The sequence below is a fragment of the Maricaulis sp. genome, from assembly GCF_017642925.1.
GTDB lineage: Bacteria > Pseudomonadota > Alphaproteobacteria > Caulobacterales > Maricaulaceae > Maricaulis.
Map to the genome: position 1 here is coordinate 36,891 of NZ_JAEPOL010000012.1, position 14,956 is coordinate 51,846.

The window sequence follows — 14,956 nt, forward strand, 5'->3', positions numbered from 1 at the left end:
CGCGCCCGTTTGTCACCTCGTTGTCACAAAACTGCATGGCGGTGGCGCCGCCCCCGGGAGCTCCGGCCGCGTGCAGGCCTGCCTTGCCGCACCGGGCCCGGGCCGCTAGCGTCCCCGCACCTCGGGGGCCGGGCTGCGACATGCTCTTCAATTCGTTCGAATTCCTGTTTCTTTTCCTGCCCGGCGTGCTCGCGGCCTACTATCTGGCGCGGCGCTATCTGAGCCATCTGGCAGCGCTGTTCATCCTGAACCTCGCCTCGCTGGTCTTCTATGCCTGGTGGGATGTGCGGAACCTGCCGCTGCTGCTGTTCTCGGTGGCGATGAACCACATCGTCGCGCGGGCCATGGCGCGATGGGGCAATCAGCCCTTCCTCGCCATCGGCATCATCTTCAACCTGGCCCTGCTGGGCTTCTTCAAATACGCCGACTTCCTGATCGGCAATGTCAACGCACTGACCCCGCTTGAACTACCGCTGCTCAATGTCGGCCTGCCGCTGGCGATCTCCTTCTTTTCCTTCCAGCAGATCTCCTTCCTGGTGGATATCGCCCGCAAGAAGACGGCTCCGGGCCACATCTTCTCGCACACGCTCTTCGTCAGCTTCTTCCCGCATATCGTCGCCGGCCCGCTGGTTCAGCACCACCAGATCGCGGCGCAGTTTGCCGACGACAAGCGCAAGGACGACCTCTCCGCCAATCTGGGTATCGGCCTGACCATCTTCTCGATCGGCCTGGCGAAGAAAGTCCTGATCGCGGAGAATATCGAACCCTTCGCCTCATCGCTGTTCGCGATGGCCGAGCGCGGCGGAGAGCCGGGCCTGATCGCCGCCTGGATCGGCGCGGTGGCCTATGCGCTGCAGATCTTCTTCGATTTCTCGGGCTATTCCGACATGGCGCTGGGCCTGGCTCGATGCCTGGGCTACCGCCTGCCGGTGAACTTCAACGGCCCCTACAAGTCGGCCTCGGTGGTGGAGTTCTGGCGGCGCTGGCACATCACGCTGAGCCATTTCCTGCGCGATCATCTTTACATCCCGCTCGGCGGCAATCGCAAAGGCGAGGTGCGCCGCTATGTGAACCTGTTCGCCACCATGCTGCTCGGCGGGCTCTGGCACGGTGCCGCATGGACATTCGTCATATGGGGCGGGCTGCACGGGCTGGGCCTGACGGTGAACCATTTCTGGGCCAAATGGGGCCCGAAGAACTGGTTCGCGGGCCGGCGCAAGGTGATCGCAATCGGTCTCACCTTCGCCTTCACGACCATAGCCTGGGTCTTCTTCCGCGCCGAAAGCTGGTCCGGTGCCGGTCGCATCCTGGCCGGCATGTTCGGCTTCTCCGGTCTGGGGCTGGACGGTGTGACTGTGGAGGCGATCGCCTGGATCGTGCTGGGCCTGGGCATTGTCTGGTCGCTGCCGGATACGCCGGAAGTCTTCTCCGACGCGATCGACGAGCAGACGATGAAGGATGCGGAAATCCGGCCCAAGCCCGGTCCGCGCTGGAAATTCTCGCGCGGCACGGCCATCGCCGCGGCGGCGCTGCTCTTCCTGTCGGTGCTAAACGCCTGGAAGACGTCCGAATTCATCTATTACACATTCTGAGGGCACAGGGATGACGCGCTACGCCTCGACATTGCTGATCGCCCTTTTCGCCGGCCTGGCCCTGTTCGGCGGCTTCAACGCGCTCATCGACCCGTTCGGCATCACCGGCGCGCCGGACATTCCCGGCCTGACGGCGCGCGATACGCGCCTGCTGGAGGACGGTGGACGGGTGCATGTTGCCGACCGGCTGGCCCGCGGCGGCGCCCGGGCCATCCTCCTCGGCTCGTCGCGCACGGTGGACGGTTTCCCGCACGAGCCGGAACACTGGCCCGGCGGTATCTACAATGCCGGCATGCGCGGCACGAATATCTTCGAACTGTCGCAAGCCGCCGCCCTGGCAGCGCGGAATGAGGAGCTGCGCTGCGTGGTGATCGGGCTCGATCTCGACGAGTTCGGCGTCCACTCCAAGGCCAAGGCGACCTACTGGCTGTCGGCGCTGGCCGACGGGCGCCGCTGGCTGTCGCTCGCCCGCGTCTCGCTGTCGCCCAACACGTTCGGCGCCTCGCTTCAGCTGATCGCCGACAATCTGACCGGCGGCGAACCGCGCGTGCCCTGGGCAGACACCTATCCGGCCGGCGCCCAGCGCGAGCGCTATGAGAGTGGCGCGCGCGGCATCTATTCCTGGTACCAGGGCTACACTTTCGACCCGGAACGCCTGATGATGTTCCAGGACGTGCTCGATGCACTCACCGCTTCGGGCATCCAGGTGACGGGCTTCATTCACCCCCTGCATGCCTGGCGCGAAGAAGCGCTGGTCCGCTCCGGCGAACTGGACGAATATCTCGCCTTCCGCCAATTGCTGGCAGAGACTTTCGAAGCCTATGCCGACCGCGAACCGGTCGAAGCCTGTGTTCCGGGCGGCGGCGCCGTGCTGTGGGACTTTTCGGGCTTCCAGCCCTTCGCCCGCCAACCGGCACCGGGACCGGAACAGACCGGCGCACACCCGGCCTTCTACGAGCCCTCGCACTATCTGCCGCATGTCGGCCAGGCGATGCTGGAGCGCATGCGGCTGGAACGGATGGAAGCGCCCTCGGGTACCGTTCCCTTCGGTATAAGGCTGACGCCCGAAACCGTCGCCTCGACCGCCGATGCGCTGCGTGAGCGGCGCCAGGCCTGGCTGGAGCGGCCGGACGGGCAGGCGGCAACCGCCATGTTCGACGATCTGGAGCTGACCCGGCCGGAGCCCGAGGTGTCGCCCCCGCAATTCCTCAACCGCGACGACGGGCGCAGCCTGGACGACAAGCTCGAGCGCATTGCGCCGGCGGCGTCGCGGCGCTAGGACCGGTCTTCACGAGCAAGGAAATTCGATCATGACCGTGCACTACCACAAGGGCGATCTGCCCGCCGGCCTCGACCTCGGCCAGGCCGTTGCCATCGACACCGAGACGATGGGTCTGTCGCTGACGCGGGACATGCTGTGCGTGGTGCAATTGTCGGCCGGCGATGGCGATGCCCATGTCGTGCAGATGGACCGCAAGACCTATGACTGTCCGAACCTGAAAGCGCTGCTGTCGGATCCGGGCACCGAGAAGATCCTGCACTTTGCCCGCTTCGACGTGGCGATGGTCGAGCGCTACCTTGGTGTGACACTGGCGCCCGTTTTCTGCACCAAAATTGCCTCGAAACTGTGCCGTACCTATACCGACCGTCACGGTTTGAAAGACGTGACGCGCGAGCTTATCGGCGTCGACATGAACAAGCAGCAGCAGAGCTCGGACTGGGGCGCCGACGAGCTGAGCCCGGCACAGCTGGAATATGCCGCTTCCGATGTGTTGCATCTGCATGCCCTGCGCGACCGGCTGACGATGATGCTGGAACGCGAAGACCGCATGGCGCTCGCCAAGGCCTGTTTCGACTTCCTGCCGACGCGCGCAAGGCTCGATCTGGCCGGCTGGCCGGAAACCGACATTTTCGCGCACTCCTGAACCGGATTGCCTTGAAAAGGCCTGCGAAGACTGGTCTTTCTACTGCCGCGCCCGGCACTGCGCCGGACGCCGCCAACCATTGACGGCTCATGAGCGTGACTGCCAACCCCGGCCTTGAGGCCTTTCAGCCCCCGCATCACGGCAGCTGGGAACCGCGCCGCGCGCTGGCGCTCGGCGTTGCCCGGCGGCGCACGGCGTTTGTGCGGCGGCTGCGTCTGGGCTTCATGATTGCTGCGGCAGCGATCGCGGTCCTGCTGGTCGTGCAGCTGATCATGGGCAGCCAGGGCACGGTCTCCGGCGAGACCGAGATGGTCAGTTCGGACAGCCGCATGGTCAATCCGCGCTTTGTGGGGCGTGACGACGCGCTCATCCCCTATGTGCTGACGGCCGATGCCGCGATCCGTCAGCGCGGCGGGGCGCCGGACATCACCGATCTGGAACGTCCCCGTCTCGACTATGACTTTCTGGAGACCGATGCGTCCAGCGTCCTGGCGCAGACCGGCCGGTACGATGCCAACAACCGGGTGCTGGATCTCTATTCCGACGTCAATCTGGACACAGAGGACGGCTACAGCTTCGCCTCCGAGCATGCACGGATTTTCCTGCGCGAGGCGCGTGTCGTCGGCGAGCGTCCGGTCGAGGGATCCGGGCCCATGGGCACGATCCGCGCCGACAGCTATGAAATCCGCGACGGCGGGGATCTTTTGATTTTTGACGGAAACGTCCGCATGACTCTCGTTCAGGAGCGCACCGACCTGTCGCGCACCGCGCAAGAAGAAGGAAGCGAATGATGCGACTGACAGCACTCCGGGCCTGCGCCGCCGCACGGGTCGCCCTCGTCCTGGCCGCACTGACATCGGGCGCCCTGACATCGTCCGCCCTGGCGCAGATCGGCGATTCCCGCCTGCCGCTGGACATCGAGGCCGACCATTCCGAACTGTTCAATCCGGAGAACCGGGCCGTGTGGACCGGCAATGTCAATGTCGTACAGGGGACCAGCAGCCTGCGGGCCGACCGGATCGAGGTGTTCTTCGACGGCGAGAGCACCGGCGCGGGCCCGACGGGGAATCTGGGCAATATCGAGCGCATCGTGGCGACCGGGAATGTCTTCTACACCACGCCGGAACAGCGGGCGCGCGGCGATCGCGGCGTCTATCTTCTGGCCGAGGAAACCATCACCCTGACCGGCGATGTCGTCATCACCCAGGGCGAGGACGTGTTTACCGCAACGCGGTTCGTGACCGATCTGGTGACCGGCAATTCCTCCTTCGGCGAGGCCGGCGACGGCGCCCGTGTGCGCATGGTTATCCATCCGCGCGGCAATGAAGAGACCGCCACCCCGGATGAAGGTGAAGGCAATGGCGGCGGCACCGAAGAGACGGACGGATAGAACCGGCATGGCCTTCAGCGAATTCCATCCGGCCCCTGCGCCCGAAACCGCCACCGGCAACGGCCTCGTTGTCGAGAAGATCGGCAAGGCCTATGGCAAGCGCCCGGTCGTGAAAGGCGTATCGGTCTCGCTCGAACGCGGCGAGGTCGCCGGACTGCTCGGCCCGAACGGCGCCGGCAAGACCACGTGTTTTTATATGATTACCGGACTGGTGGCGGCGGATTACGGCCGAATTCTCCTTGACGGCGAGGACATCACCCGTCTGCCGATGTATCAGCGGGCCCGGCTGGGCATCGGATATCTGCCCCAGGAAAAGTCGATCTTTCACGGCATGACGGTCGAGCAGAACGTGCTGGCTGTCGCGGAAGTCGTTGAAAAAGATCGGGATGCGCGCCACGAACTGGTGAACCAGCTGCTGGAAGAACTGCGCATCGCCCACCTGCGCGACGCCCCGGCGCCCTCGCTGTCGGGCGGTGAAAGACGGCGGGTGGAAATCGCCCGCGCCCTGGCGACTCGCCCCGCCTTCATGCTGCTCGACGAGCCCTTCGCGGGCATCGATCCGCTTGCAATCACCGATATCCGCGACCTGATCCGCTTCCTGCGCGAGCGCGGAATCGGGATTCTCATTACCGACCACAATGTCCGCGAAACCCTTGAAATCACTGACAGAGCAACGATCATCCACGAGGGTGAAGTGCTGTTCGAGGGCTCGCCGGCGGAGATCCGGGCCGACCCGGACGTGCGTCGCGTTTATCTCGGAGAAAGTTTTGCCTGATTAACCTCTGCAGGAAACGTACCAAACAGAGGTTCACATGGCTGGATTGATGCAGAAGCTGGACATGCGCCAGGGCCAGTCCCTGGTGATGACGCCCCAGCTCCAACAAGCCATCAAGCTGTTGCAGCTCTCCAATATCGAGCTGGCCGAGTTCGTCGAAGGCGAACTGGAACGCAATCCGCTGCTCGAACGCGACGAAAGCGAAAGCTCGACCGAATCGCTGCGCCAGGAAGGCGAAGGCGAGCCGCGCGAGCTGGAATTGTCGTCCCCGTCTGCCGATGCCAATGATTCCATCGATGCCGATTCGGACGTCATCCATGGCGATGACTCGAAGTCCGACCTGTCCGGTGTCGACAGCACGGGCAGCACCGGCGATGCGCTGGGTGCCGGCAACTGGTCTCCCACGGGCAGCAGCGGCGGCGGTGCGCCCGGCGAAGACTATGACGCGATTGCCAATTCCTCGCGCGAACTGTCCCTGTCCGAACATCTGCACGCCCAGCTGGCGACGGCGACCGCGGATCCGGTGAACAAGCTGATCGGTGCCCACCTCATCGATCTGGCCGATGATGACGGCTATATGCGCGCCGATCTCGACGAGATCGCCGAACAGCTCGGTGTCGAGCGCGCGCGGATCGAGTCGGTCCTCGAACTGACCCAGGGCTTCGACCCGGTGGGTGTGATGGCCCGCGACCTGACCGAATGCCTCGCCCTGCAGCTGAAGGACAAGAACCGGCTCGATCCGGCCATGGCGACGCTGCTGGACAATCTCGAGCGCCTGGCCAAGCACGATTATGCCGCCCTGAAATCCCTGTGCGGCGTCGACAATGAGGACCTGGACGAGATGATCGCGGAGATCCGCGACCTTACGCCCAAGCCGGGCTTGGCCTTCTCGTCGGACACGACCCGCGCCGTCGAACCGGACGTGTTCATCCGCCAGTCGCCGGACGGCAGCTGGCAGGTCGAGCTGAACTCCGACACCCTGCCGCGCGTCCTGGTGAATAACCGCTATTATAACGAGATCACGGCCGTCGCCCGCTCGGAAGCCGACAAGACCTTCATCACCGAGTGCTCGCAAAATGCCAGCTGGCTGGTGAAGAGCCTCGACCAGCGCGCCCGCACCATCCTCAAGGTCGCCAGCGAGATCGTGCGCCAGCAGGACATGTTCCTGGCCCACGGCGTCGCCTATCTGCGTCCGCTGAACCTGAAGACGGTGGCCGATGCGATCGGCATGCACGAGTCGACCGTCAGCCGCGTCACCTCGAACAAGTATGTCGCCACACCGCGCGGCATGTTCGAGATGAAGTATTTCTTCACCTCCGCCATCCCGTCTGCAGGCGGCGGGGACGCCCACTCGGCCGAAGCCGTCCGTTTCCGGATCAAGACCATGATCAACCAGGAAACCGCCGAAGACGTATTATCTGATGATAAGCTCGTCGAACATTTGCGTGACGAAGGGATTGAAATCGCACGCCGGACTGTGGCCAAATACCGGGAGGCGCTCAACATCCCCTCCTCGGTCCAGCGTCGTCGAATTTTGAAACGTGCTGGCTAGGGAAGGCCTGAACAAGCGCCCCGGCGGACCCCCGTCCGCCGCAGTCGCGGTTCGTCGGCTGACCGGAGCACACACGCATTGACTCCCGGCCCACCCCGCGACTAGGTTCCGCCCGCTTTCCGGGGAGGGGCGGCACCGTGATGTCAACGCCTCACGTGCTGGTGTATGGCCAGCGGGAAGGAGCGCATGCAAATACAGGTGGTCAGCAAGGGTATCGACGTCAGCGACGCGCTGCGGGAACAGATCCTGTCGCGGGTTGAAGACGGCGTATCCAAATACTTCAATCGTCCGGGCGAAGCCTATGTATCGATCTCGCGCGAAGGCATCGGCTTTCGCGTCGACTGCTCGGTGCATCTGCCCTCGGGCGCCATGCTGCAGGCTCACGGCGAAGCCGACGACGCCTACAAGGCAGCGGAAAACACGATGGAGCGTCTGGAGAAGCGCCTCCGCCGCTACAAGCGGAAACTGAAGAACCACCACAATGCGAACAAGGCCGAACTGCCGGCCGAGTCGCTTCAGATTGTCGTGCTCAAGGGCAGTCCCGATACCTGGAATGACGATGATTTCGATGATGACGAGGATCACGGCGCGCCTGCAAACGGTGCACCGGAGCCGATCGTGATTGCCGAGCGGCCGGGCGAAGTGCGTACGCTGACGGTCGGCATGGCCTCGCTGGAACTGGATGCGGCGGACTCGCCCTTCCTGATGTTCCGCAATGCGGCCAATGGCGGTCTGAACATCGTGTATCGCCGCCCTGACGGGCATATCGGCTGGGTCGACCCCTCCCGAGTTGACCGACCGGAGCCGGCCGAGTAGCAACCGGCCCAGCAACGAGAAGCGAAGCATGGCGTTAGCTGATTTGATCCCCAGCGGGGGGGTGCATGTCGATCTGGGTGCGTCCAGCCGGAAACAGGCCCTGCAGGCCATGTCCGAGCTGGCGGCTGACCTGACCGGTCAGCCGGCCCGCGCGATTTTCGACGCGGTCCTCCAGCGCGAACGGCTCGGCTCGACCGGTGTCGGCCAGGGCGTTGCGATTCCGCACGCCCGTCTGGCCGGCATTGATTCCGTGGTCGGCATCTTCGCGCGCCTGCGGACGCCGGTCGATTTCGAGTCGATCGACGGCCGCCCTGCCGATCTCATCTTCATGCTGATCGCGCCGGAAGAAGCCGGCGCGGAACACCTCAAGGCCCTGGCCCGGGTTTCCCGGCTCCTGCGCCGCGAGGATGTGCGTCAGCGGCTTCGCGCCGCGCCCGACAGCGAGGCGATCCATGCCGTTCTCGCTGGCGAGCCGGCGACAGACGCAGCCTGATAACCGGCCTGGACGGAGTTCGCCTCGTCCGGGCCGTCAGGCTTTTTGTCACAGCCCGTTTGGACGTCAGACAAGCCAGCCCGATCACGCTATCATGCGAGCCGCCACGCTGCGGAGATCGCCATGAGAGCCGAGATCGACGACCTGATTGCCAGAATTCGCACGCTTGAAACGGAGCTGGAGGACCGGCTCGCCGAACGGCGTCGCGCCTTCGGGTACCGCATGCGCCAGGGGCGGATCGTGATTTCGCGCCGCGTGCGCAAGCGGCAGCAGGCACTGAAGATCGGACTGCACCGCTATCTCTTTGCCTCGGGCGTCATGGCCGTGCTCACGGCGCCCTTCATCTACGCCGTCGTCCTGCCGATTACGGCGCTCGACGCCTTTGCCAGCCTGTACCAGTCCATCTGCTTCAGGGTTTACGGCCTCGCCCGTGTCCGCCGGCGCGACTATGTCGTCTTCGACCGGCACAAGCTGCCCTACCTCAATGTGATCCAGAAGCTGAACTGCCTCTACTGTGCCTACGCCAACGGCGTGCTGGCCTATGTGGCGGAAATCGCGTCACGGACCGAACAGTACTGGTGCCCCATCAAACATGCCGCACGGGTGGCGGGGACCCACCGGCGCTATGACGGTTTTCTCGAATACGGCGATGTCGCCGACTATCCCGAAGGGCTGGAAGGCCAGCGGCAGCAGCTCAAACAGGAACTCGAGGCCGGAAACGCAAAAACCCCGCCGGAGGGCGGGGTTTGATGGTGCTAGGACTTTTCCTCTAGCCTCCTACGCCAAGGCTTCGGCGTGGCATCCTTCGCTCGAGGAAACTGCGCGGCTTGCCTAGCCGAACCCCGGATCAAGTCCGGGGGAGCGAAGGATGGTGGAGCTGGACGACCAGGTACGAACCCGCAGGGTTCGCAAGCGCGACCGCGCGCCGGCCGGTCAGGCCGCCCCATCGGAGGCGTCCGCGAAGCGGACTGCCGTGAGATCAGGAGGGTGGTGGAGCCAGGCGGAATCGAACCGCCGACCTCTTGAATGCCATTCAAGCGCTCTCCCAACTGAGCTATGGCCCCTTATCCCGTCCGCCGGATTGGGTCCCGGCGAGGAGCGCGGAAACTAGTCCCGGTTTTCCCCGGGATCAAGCCTCTTGTGCGCGTCAAATGCAGATGACCGGAACGACCTAGATATCCTCTTCATCCTCGATCGAGAAGCCGGCGAAATCCTCGTCGTCTTCGTCGTCGATCAGGACCTTGGTCGAGTCATCGTCATCATCATCGTCGCTGACATCGTCATCGTCGAAATCGTCCGGCAGATCGTCGCTGAGGCCGGAACCGTTCTCGTCGTCATCATCGTCGTCATCATCAGGGATGCGATCGGCTTCGGCGTCGACTTCCGGCGTGTCGTCGTCCTCGTCGCCATAACCGTCATCATCGGCAGGCGCCTTCTTGACCGGCGTCTCGTCGTCTTCCGGCTCCGGGGCCGGCGCTGACTTCAGACGCGGATCCTCGAGTTCGGGATCGAACTCGGTCTCGCACTTCGGACAACGGGCCGGCCGGCGGCCCAGATCGTAGAATTTGGCGCCGCAGCTCGGGCAGGCGCGCTTACTTCCCAGTTCTGGCTTGGCCATGACTTCCCTTCACAACCAGATTCGAATTTCGGCCGGACCCGTTGCCACGATCATCGCGCTCTGTCAAAACCTGATCGCCGTCTTGTCACCTCAAACCCAGTTTTTCCTTTCATGAGCGAAATTCCGTCCCGTCGAAGCGGGCCTTTTGCGGCCTTGCCGGCCAAAGCGCTGTCCGGCCGCCTGAAGGCTCCCGGCGACAAATCCGTATCGCATCGCGCGCTGATCCTCGGCGCCCTCGCCCGCGGCGAAACCCGGATCACCGGGCTTCTCGAGAGCGAAGATGTGCTGAACACGGCAAAAGCCATGGCCGCGCTCGGCGCCGGTGTCGAGCGAACGGGCCCGGGCGCCTGGACCGTGCTGGGCACCAGCGGCCGCTTTGCGACGCCCGACGCACCGCTCGATTTCGGCAATTCCGGCACCGGGGTCCGCCTGGTGATGGGGGCGGTCGCGGGCCGTGGCGTGGCCGCGGAGTTTATCGGCGATGAAAGCCTGTCCTCGCGCCCGATGCGCCGGGTGACCGATCCGCTGGAAACCATGGGCGCCCTGTTCGAGACCAGTGACGGCCGGCTGCCGGCTCGTCTTTCGCCCAGCAAGCTGCGCGGTATCGACTACACGCCGCCGGTCGCTTCCGCGCAGGTAAAGTCGGCGATCCTGCTGGCCGGGTTGAGCGCTGACGGTGAAACCCGCGTACACGAGCCGCAGATCACGCGGGACCATACGGAAACCATGCTCGCCGCCTTTGGCGCTTCGATCGACGTACAGCGCGACGGCCCGGCCTCCACCATCCGCCTTGCCGGCCCGCAGGCGCTGACCGCCTGCGATGTCGATGTCCCCGGCGACCCGTCCTCCTCGGCCTTCGCGATCGTGGCAGCGCTGATCACGCCGGGCTCGGAGGTCACGCTGACCGGCGTGATGGACAATCCCGCGCGCACGGGCCTGATCGAGACGCTGCGCGAGATGGGAGCCGAGCTGACGGTCGAGCCGGGTCCCGACATGGCCGGCGAGCGGACAATGACGATCACGGCACGCACCAGCGCGCTGCGCGGTATCGAGGTCCCGGCCGAACGGGCACCGGCCATGATCGACGAATACCCGATCCTCGCCGTCGCCGCCGCCTTTGCCGAAGGCACGACCTTCATGCCCGGCCTGGCCGAGCTGCGCGCCAAGGAAAGCGACCGCCTCGAAGGAACGGCAGAGCTGTTGCGTGCCAGCGGAGTCCACGTCGAGACGGGTGAGGACAGCCTGACCGTCCATGGCGCAGGCCTGGGCGGCGTGAAGGGCGGCGGTCGCACGGTCACGCATCACGATCACCGCCTGGCGATGAGCGGGCTGGTGCTCGGCCTGGCCTCGCGCGAGGGCGCGTCGGTCGACGATGTCGCCATGATCGCCACGAGCTATCCCGATTTCTTTGCGCACATGGCCGAGCTGGGCGTGCAGCTGGAGCCGGCGTGACATGATCATCGCCGTCGACGGACCACTCGCCTCGGGCAAGGGCACGATCGCCAGGGCGCTGGCCGATCATTTCGGCCTGCCGCATCTGGACACGGGCTCGCTCTACCGGGCGACGGGTCTGGCCGTCATCGAGGCCGGGATCGACCCGGAAGACGCCGAAGCCTGCGCCCGGCTGGCCGCACAGCTCGACCTGGCCGCAATCGACGAGGACCGGATCCGCACGGCCGAGGCCGGCTCGATGGCGTCCCGCGTGGCGGCCATTCCGCAAGTGCGCGAGGCGCTGTTCGACCTGCAGCGCGCCTTTGCGACACAGCCGGGCGGGGCGATCCTGGACGGCCGCGATATCGGTACGGTGATCTGTCCGGATGCCGAGGTGAAGCTCTTCGTGACGGCCGATGCCGAGACCCGCGCCCGCCGCCGCTGGGAGGAATTGCGGGCCAAGGGCGAGACGCTGAATTTCGAGACGATGCTCGAACAGACGCGCGAGCGCGACGCCCGCGATGCCGAGCGCACCGACGCACCGATGAAGCCCGCCGACGACGCGACCTTGCTTGATACGTCTTCCTTGAGTATAGACGCGGCCGTTGCAACAGCGATCCGTATTGTGGAAAAGCGCCAAAAGGCGTGACGCTTCCACCGCTAGCGCAACGAAATAGCCGGGTGTTCCAGACGCGATTTCCGTGACGACGATCGTTGTGGCGGTCCGGACTGGCGCCCTTTTGTACAACGTCCAACCGGCCGGAAACGGCCAAGCGGCGACAGGACAGACAGACACAATACTGTCGCTGCATCGGAGCAACCCTTTAACATGTCTACAGAATCTCTCACCCCGACGACCGACGATTTCGCCGCAATGCTTGAGGCGAGCCTCGCCGGCCGCGATCTCGCGGAAGGCCAGGTCGTCAAAGGTACCGTGACCGCGATTGAAAACGATTTCGTGGTGGTCGATGTCGGCCTGAAGACCGAAGGCCGTATCCCGCTGCGCGAATTCACGGGCCCGGGCTCGGAAGCCCCCAAAGCGGGTGACGAAGTCGAAGTTTACCTCGAGCGCATCGAGAACGCGCTCGGCGATGCCATTCTGTCGCGCGACAAAGCCCGCCGCGAAGAAAGCTGGGATCGTCTCGAGAAGTCCTTCGACAAGAAGGAACCGGTCAACGGCGCCATTGTCGGCCGCGTCAAGGGCGGCTTCACCGTCGATCTGGGCGGCGCTTCGGCCTTCCTGCCGGGCTCGCAGGTGGATATCCGCCCCGTGCGCGATGTCGGCCCGCTGATGAACCAGGAACAGCCGTTCGCGATCCTGAAGATGGACCGTCCGCGCGGCAATATCGTGGTCTCGCGCCGCGCCGTGCTGGAAGAAAGCCGTGCCGAACAGCGCGCCGAACTCGTCGGCCAGCTGGCCGAGGGCGAAGCCCGCGACGGCGTGGTCAAGAACATCACCGATTATGGTGCGTTCGTTGACCTGGGCGGTATCGACGGCCTGCTGCACGTCACCGACATGTCCTGGAGCCGCGTCGGCCATCCGTCCGAAGTGGTGGAAGTCGGTCAGACCGTCAAAGTCCAGATCATCAAGATCAACAAGGAAACCCAGCGCATCTCGCTCGGCATGAAGCAGCTGATGTCCGACCCGTGGGAAGGCGTTGCCGCCAAATACCCGGTCGGTGCCGTCTTCGAGGGCCGCGTCACGAATATCGCCGAATACGGTGCCTTCGTGGAGCTGGAAGAGGGCGTCGAAGGCCTCGTCCACGTGTCCGAGATGTCCTGGACCAAGAAGAACGTCCATCCGGGCAAGATCCTGTCCACCTCGCAAGAGGTCCAGGTCATGGTGCTCGACGTGGACGCCGAGAAGCGCCGCATCTCCCTGGGCGTGAAGCAGACCCAGCGCAATCCGTGGGAAGTCTTCGCGGAAACGCACCCGTCCGGCACGGCCATCAAGGGCGAGATCAAGAACATCACCGAATTCGGTCTGTTCGTCGGTCTGGAAGGCGACATCGACGGCATGGTGCACCTGTCGGACATCTCCTGGGAGCAGTCCGGCGAGCAAGCCATCGAGAGCTTCAAGAAGGGCGATGTCGTCGAAGCCAAGGTGCTCGACGTCGACGTCGAGAAGGAGCGCGTCTCCCTGGGCATCAAACAGCTCGGCGGCGACCCGATGGACTCGTCCGGCGTGTCCCGCGGCGACACCGTGACCTGCACGGTCACCGAAATCACCTCGGGTGGTATCGAAGTGTCCTTCGGCGACGACGGCTCGATGAAGTCCTTCATCCGCAAGTCCGACCTGTCCCGCGATCGTGCGGAACAGCGTCCGGAACGCTTCGCGGTCGGTGACAAGGTCGATGCCCGCATCACCAACATCGACAAGGCCTCGCGCCGCATCTCCCTGTCCATCAAGGCGCTGGAGATCTCCGAAGAGCGTGAAGCCGTCGAACAGTACGGTTCCTCTGACGCCGGCGCTTCGCTCGGCGACATTCTCGGCGCCGCGCTGCGCGAGAAAGAGGGCGAGAAGGGCGACAACTAGTCGTCCTGATCCAACCAGAAAGAACGGCCGGAGCCTCACGCTCCGGCCGTTTTTTTGTGGCTGCGCATTGACGGCTGGGTCCGCAGGCGCAAGGATCGGATTTTCTGGTGCGGAGGTGCTCAATGATCAAATCGGAATTGATCGACAAACTAGCCGAAGCCAATCCCCATCTTTACCACCGCGATGTGGAGCGGGTGGTCAACACGATCCTCGACGGGATCACGGACGCGCTCGCCGAGGGTGATCGCGTGGAGCTGCGTGGTTTCGGTGCGTTTTCGGTGCGGCACCGCCCGGCCCGCGTCGGTCGTAATCCGCGGACCGGCGAAAGCGTTGCCGTGAAGGAGAAGCACGTACCCTTCTTCAAGACCGGCAAGGAGCTGCGCGAGCGGGTGGATGCGTCCCGGGAGACCCATCCCGAACTCGCCGAATAAACGACAATCCGATTGCATGAACAAAGGGCCCGGCAGATTGCCGGGCCCTTTGTCGTAGGCGGGAACTCTTCGGGGGAACGAAGCTTTTCGGGTCGGGAGGATTTGGCGGCGGGTCCGGTCTCCGGCATCCGGGCAGAACACCGGCCTTCGTCATCGGCATCACGAAAGTCCGGATCCCGCCGCCCCGGCCGGCAGCCCATCGGCATCGGGCCACCGGCAAGCCGTCAGATCTTGCGGTTCCAGTCCTCATGGCCGGACAGCCATTCAAAGCGGGGCACCAGCCAGCCGGTCCAGCTCATGCTGCGGCGTTCGTGCGTACTGCCCACAATCCGGGGCGGGGTGTGTTCAATCATCAGTTCAGCGAGGGTCATGACCATCTCCGTCATAAGCGTGACCA

General features: G+C 64.6%; 16 protein-coding genes and 1 tRNA gene. 14 read left to right on the forward strand and 3 right to left on the reverse strand.

Annotated features, from left to right (window positions below):
* Nucleotides 1–140: 140 nt before the first annotated feature.
* From JJ918_RS11040 to JJ918_RS11085, 10 genes are all read left to right on the forward strand, one after another.
* Nucleotides 141–1,592, forward strand: coding sequence for an MBOAT family protein (locus JJ918_RS11040; protein ID WP_291887057.1), 1,452 nt, complete (start codon nt 141–143; stop codon nt 1,590–1,592).
* Nucleotides 1,593–1,602: 10 nt separating this feature from the next.
* Nucleotides 1,603–2,871: a hypothetical protein gene (locus JJ918_RS11045; RefSeq protein WP_291887059.1), complete on the forward strand. Its 1,269-nt coding sequence runs from the start codon at nt 1,603–1,605 to the stop codon at nt 2,869–2,871.
* A gap of 31 nt (nt 2,872–2,902) precedes the next feature.
* Nucleotides 2,903–3,517 carry a ribonuclease D gene (locus JJ918_RS11050; protein ID WP_291887062.1) on the forward strand — a complete coding sequence of 205 codons (615 nt, stop codon included), beginning with the start codon at nt 2,903–2,905 and terminating at the stop codon, nt 3,515–3,517.
* An 89-nt stretch (nt 3,518–3,606) separates the two neighbouring features.
* Nucleotides 3,607–4,308: an LPS export ABC transporter periplasmic protein LptC gene (lptC, locus tag JJ918_RS11055; RefSeq protein WP_291887066.1), complete on the forward strand. Its 702-nt coding sequence runs from the start codon at nt 3,607–3,609 to the stop codon at nt 4,306–4,308.
* Nucleotides 4,305–4,907 carry an LptA/OstA family protein gene (locus JJ918_RS11060; RefSeq protein WP_291887069.1) on the forward strand — a complete coding sequence of 201 codons (603 nt, stop codon included), beginning with the start codon at nt 4,305–4,307 and terminating at the stop codon, nt 4,905–4,907. The genes lptC and JJ918_RS11060 overlap by 4 nt, the downstream gene beginning before the upstream one ends.
* A gap of 7 nt (nt 4,908–4,914) precedes the next feature.
* Nucleotides 4,915–5,682, forward strand: a complete 768-nt coding sequence (lptB, locus tag JJ918_RS11065; RefSeq protein ID WP_291887072.1) for an LPS export ABC transporter ATP-binding protein — start codon at nt 4,915–4,917, stop codon at nt 5,680–5,682.
* A 37-nt stretch (nt 5,683–5,719) separates the two neighbouring features.
* On the forward strand, nt 5,720–7,234 hold the full coding sequence (gene rpoN, locus JJ918_RS11070) for an RNA polymerase factor sigma-54 (protein ID WP_291887076.1): 1,515 nt from the start codon (nt 5,720–5,722) through the stop codon (nt 7,232–7,234).
* Between the two features lie 186 nt (nt 7,235–7,420).
* The gene (gene raiA / locus JJ918_RS11075) at nt 7,421–8,050 is read left to right on the forward strand and encodes a ribosome-associated translation inhibitor RaiA (RefSeq protein WP_271187510.1); all 630 of its coding nucleotides are present in this window, start codon (nt 7,421–7,423) and stop codon (nt 8,048–8,050) included.
* A 28-nt stretch (nt 8,051–8,078) separates the two neighbouring features.
* A complete protein-coding gene (gene ptsN, locus JJ918_RS11080; protein WP_291887081.1) occupies nt 8,079–8,543 on the forward strand; it encodes a PTS IIA-like nitrogen regulatory protein PtsN in 465 nt (154 codons plus the stop codon).
* Between the two features lie 123 nt (nt 8,544–8,666).
* Complete coding sequence (locus tag JJ918_RS11085) at nt 8,667–9,293, forward strand: hypothetical protein (RefSeq protein WP_291887084.1); 627 nt, start codon at nt 8,667–8,669, stop codon at nt 9,291–9,293.
* 238 nt (nt 9,294–9,531) lie between these two features.
* On the opposite strand, the gene JJ918_RS11090 is transcribed toward JJ918_RS11085, so the two are convergent.
* Together JJ918_RS11090 and JJ918_RS11095 are read right to left on the reverse strand one after the other, a co-directional pair.
* A tRNA-Ala gene (locus tag JJ918_RS11090) sits at nt 9,532–9,607 on the reverse strand.
* A 107-nt stretch (nt 9,608–9,714) separates the two neighbouring features.
* On the reverse strand, nt 9,715–10,161 hold the full coding sequence (locus JJ918_RS11095; RefSeq protein ID WP_291887086.1) for a TIGR02300 family protein: 447 nt from the start codon (nt 10,159–10,161) through the stop codon (nt 9,715–9,717).
* A gap of 111 nt (nt 10,162–10,272) precedes the next feature.
* Between JJ918_RS11095 and aroA the strand changes: the two genes are divergently transcribed.
* The 4 genes from aroA (at nt 10,273) to JJ918_RS11115 (ending at nt 14,559) form a co-directional block, all read left to right on the forward strand.
* The gene (gene aroA / locus JJ918_RS11100) at nt 10,273–11,613 is read left to right on the forward strand and encodes a 3-phosphoshikimate 1-carboxyvinyltransferase (RefSeq protein ID WP_367277694.1); all 1,341 of its coding nucleotides are present in this window, start codon (nt 10,273–10,275) and stop codon (nt 11,611–11,613) included.
* 1 nt (nt 11,614) lies between these two features.
* Nucleotides 11,615–12,241 carry a (d)CMP kinase gene (cmk, locus tag JJ918_RS11105; RefSeq protein WP_291887092.1) on the forward strand — a complete coding sequence of 209 codons (627 nt, stop codon included), beginning with the start codon at nt 11,615–11,617 and terminating at the stop codon, nt 12,239–12,241.
* Between the two features lie 24 nt (nt 12,242–12,265).
* Nucleotides 12,266–14,128 carry a 30S ribosomal protein S1 gene (gene rpsA / locus JJ918_RS11110; protein ID WP_291887323.1) on the forward strand — a complete coding sequence of 621 codons (1,863 nt, stop codon included), beginning with the start codon at nt 12,266–12,268 and terminating at the stop codon, nt 14,126–14,128.
* A gap of 122 nt (nt 14,129–14,250) precedes the next feature.
* Entirely contained in the window at nt 14,251–14,559 is a 309-nt protein-coding gene (locus tag JJ918_RS11115) for an integration host factor subunit beta (protein ID WP_291887095.1), read from the forward strand.
* A gap of 224 nt (nt 14,560–14,783) precedes the next feature.
* Here the strand turns inward: JJ918_RS11115 and JJ918_RS11120 are convergent, their stop codons facing one another.
* Entirely contained in the window at nt 14,784–14,930 is a 147-nt protein-coding gene (locus JJ918_RS11120) for a hypothetical protein (protein ID WP_291887098.1), read from the reverse strand.
* Nucleotides 14,931–14,956 lie beyond the last annotated feature (26 nt).

Bases quoted from the DNA above. Each gene is read 5' to 3' on its own strand.
- JJ918_RS11085 (WP_291887084.1), top strand. From the start codon at position 8,667: ATGAGAGCCGAGATCGACGACCTGATTGCCAGAATTCGCACGCTTGAA.
- lptC (WP_291887066.1), top strand. From the start codon at position 3,607: ATGAGCGTGACTGCCAACCCCGGCCTTGAGGCCTTTCAGCCCCCGCAT.
- lptB (WP_291887072.1), top strand. From the start codon at position 4,915: ATGGCCTTCAGCGAATTCCATCCGGCCCCTGCGCCCGAAACCGCCACC.
- JJ918_RS11120 (WP_291887098.1), bottom strand. From the start codon at position 14,930: ATGACCCTCGCTGAACTGATGATTGAACACACCCCGCCCCGGATTGTG.
- JJ918_RS11050 (WP_291887062.1), top strand. From the start codon at position 2,903: ATGACCGTGCACTACCACAAGGGCGATCTGCCCGCCGGCCTCGACCTC.
- cmk (WP_291887092.1), top strand. From the start codon at position 11,615: ATGATCATCGCCGTCGACGGACCACTCGCCTCGGGCAAGGGCACGATC.
- JJ918_RS11045 (WP_291887059.1), top strand. From the start codon at position 1,603: ATGACGCGCTACGCCTCGACATTGCTGATCGCCCTTTTCGCCGGCCTG.
- rpoN (WP_291887076.1), top strand. From the start codon at position 5,720: ATGGCTGGATTGATGCAGAAGCTGGACATGCGCCAGGGCCAGTCCCTG.
- raiA (WP_271187510.1), top strand. From the start codon at position 7,421: ATGCAAATACAGGTGGTCAGCAAGGGTATCGACGTCAGCGACGCGCTG.
- JJ918_RS11040 (WP_291887057.1), top strand. From the start codon at position 141: ATGCTCTTCAATTCGTTCGAATTCCTGTTTCTTTTCCTGCCCGGCGTG.
- JJ918_RS11095 (WP_291887086.1), bottom strand. From the start codon at position 10,161: ATGGCCAAGCCAGAACTGGGAAGTAAGCGCGCCTGCCCGAGCTGCGGC.
- aroA (WP_367277694.1), top strand. From the start codon at position 10,273: ATGAGCGAAATTCCGTCCCGTCGAAGCGGGCCTTTTGCGGCCTTGCCG.
- ptsN (WP_291887081.1), top strand. From the start codon at position 8,079: ATGGCGTTAGCTGATTTGATCCCCAGCGGGGGGGTGCATGTCGATCTG.
- JJ918_RS11060 (WP_291887069.1), top strand. From the start codon at position 4,305: ATGATGCGACTGACAGCACTCCGGGCCTGCGCCGCCGCACGGGTCGCC.
- JJ918_RS11115 (WP_291887095.1), top strand. From the start codon at position 14,251: ATGATCAAATCGGAATTGATCGACAAACTAGCCGAAGCCAATCCCCAT.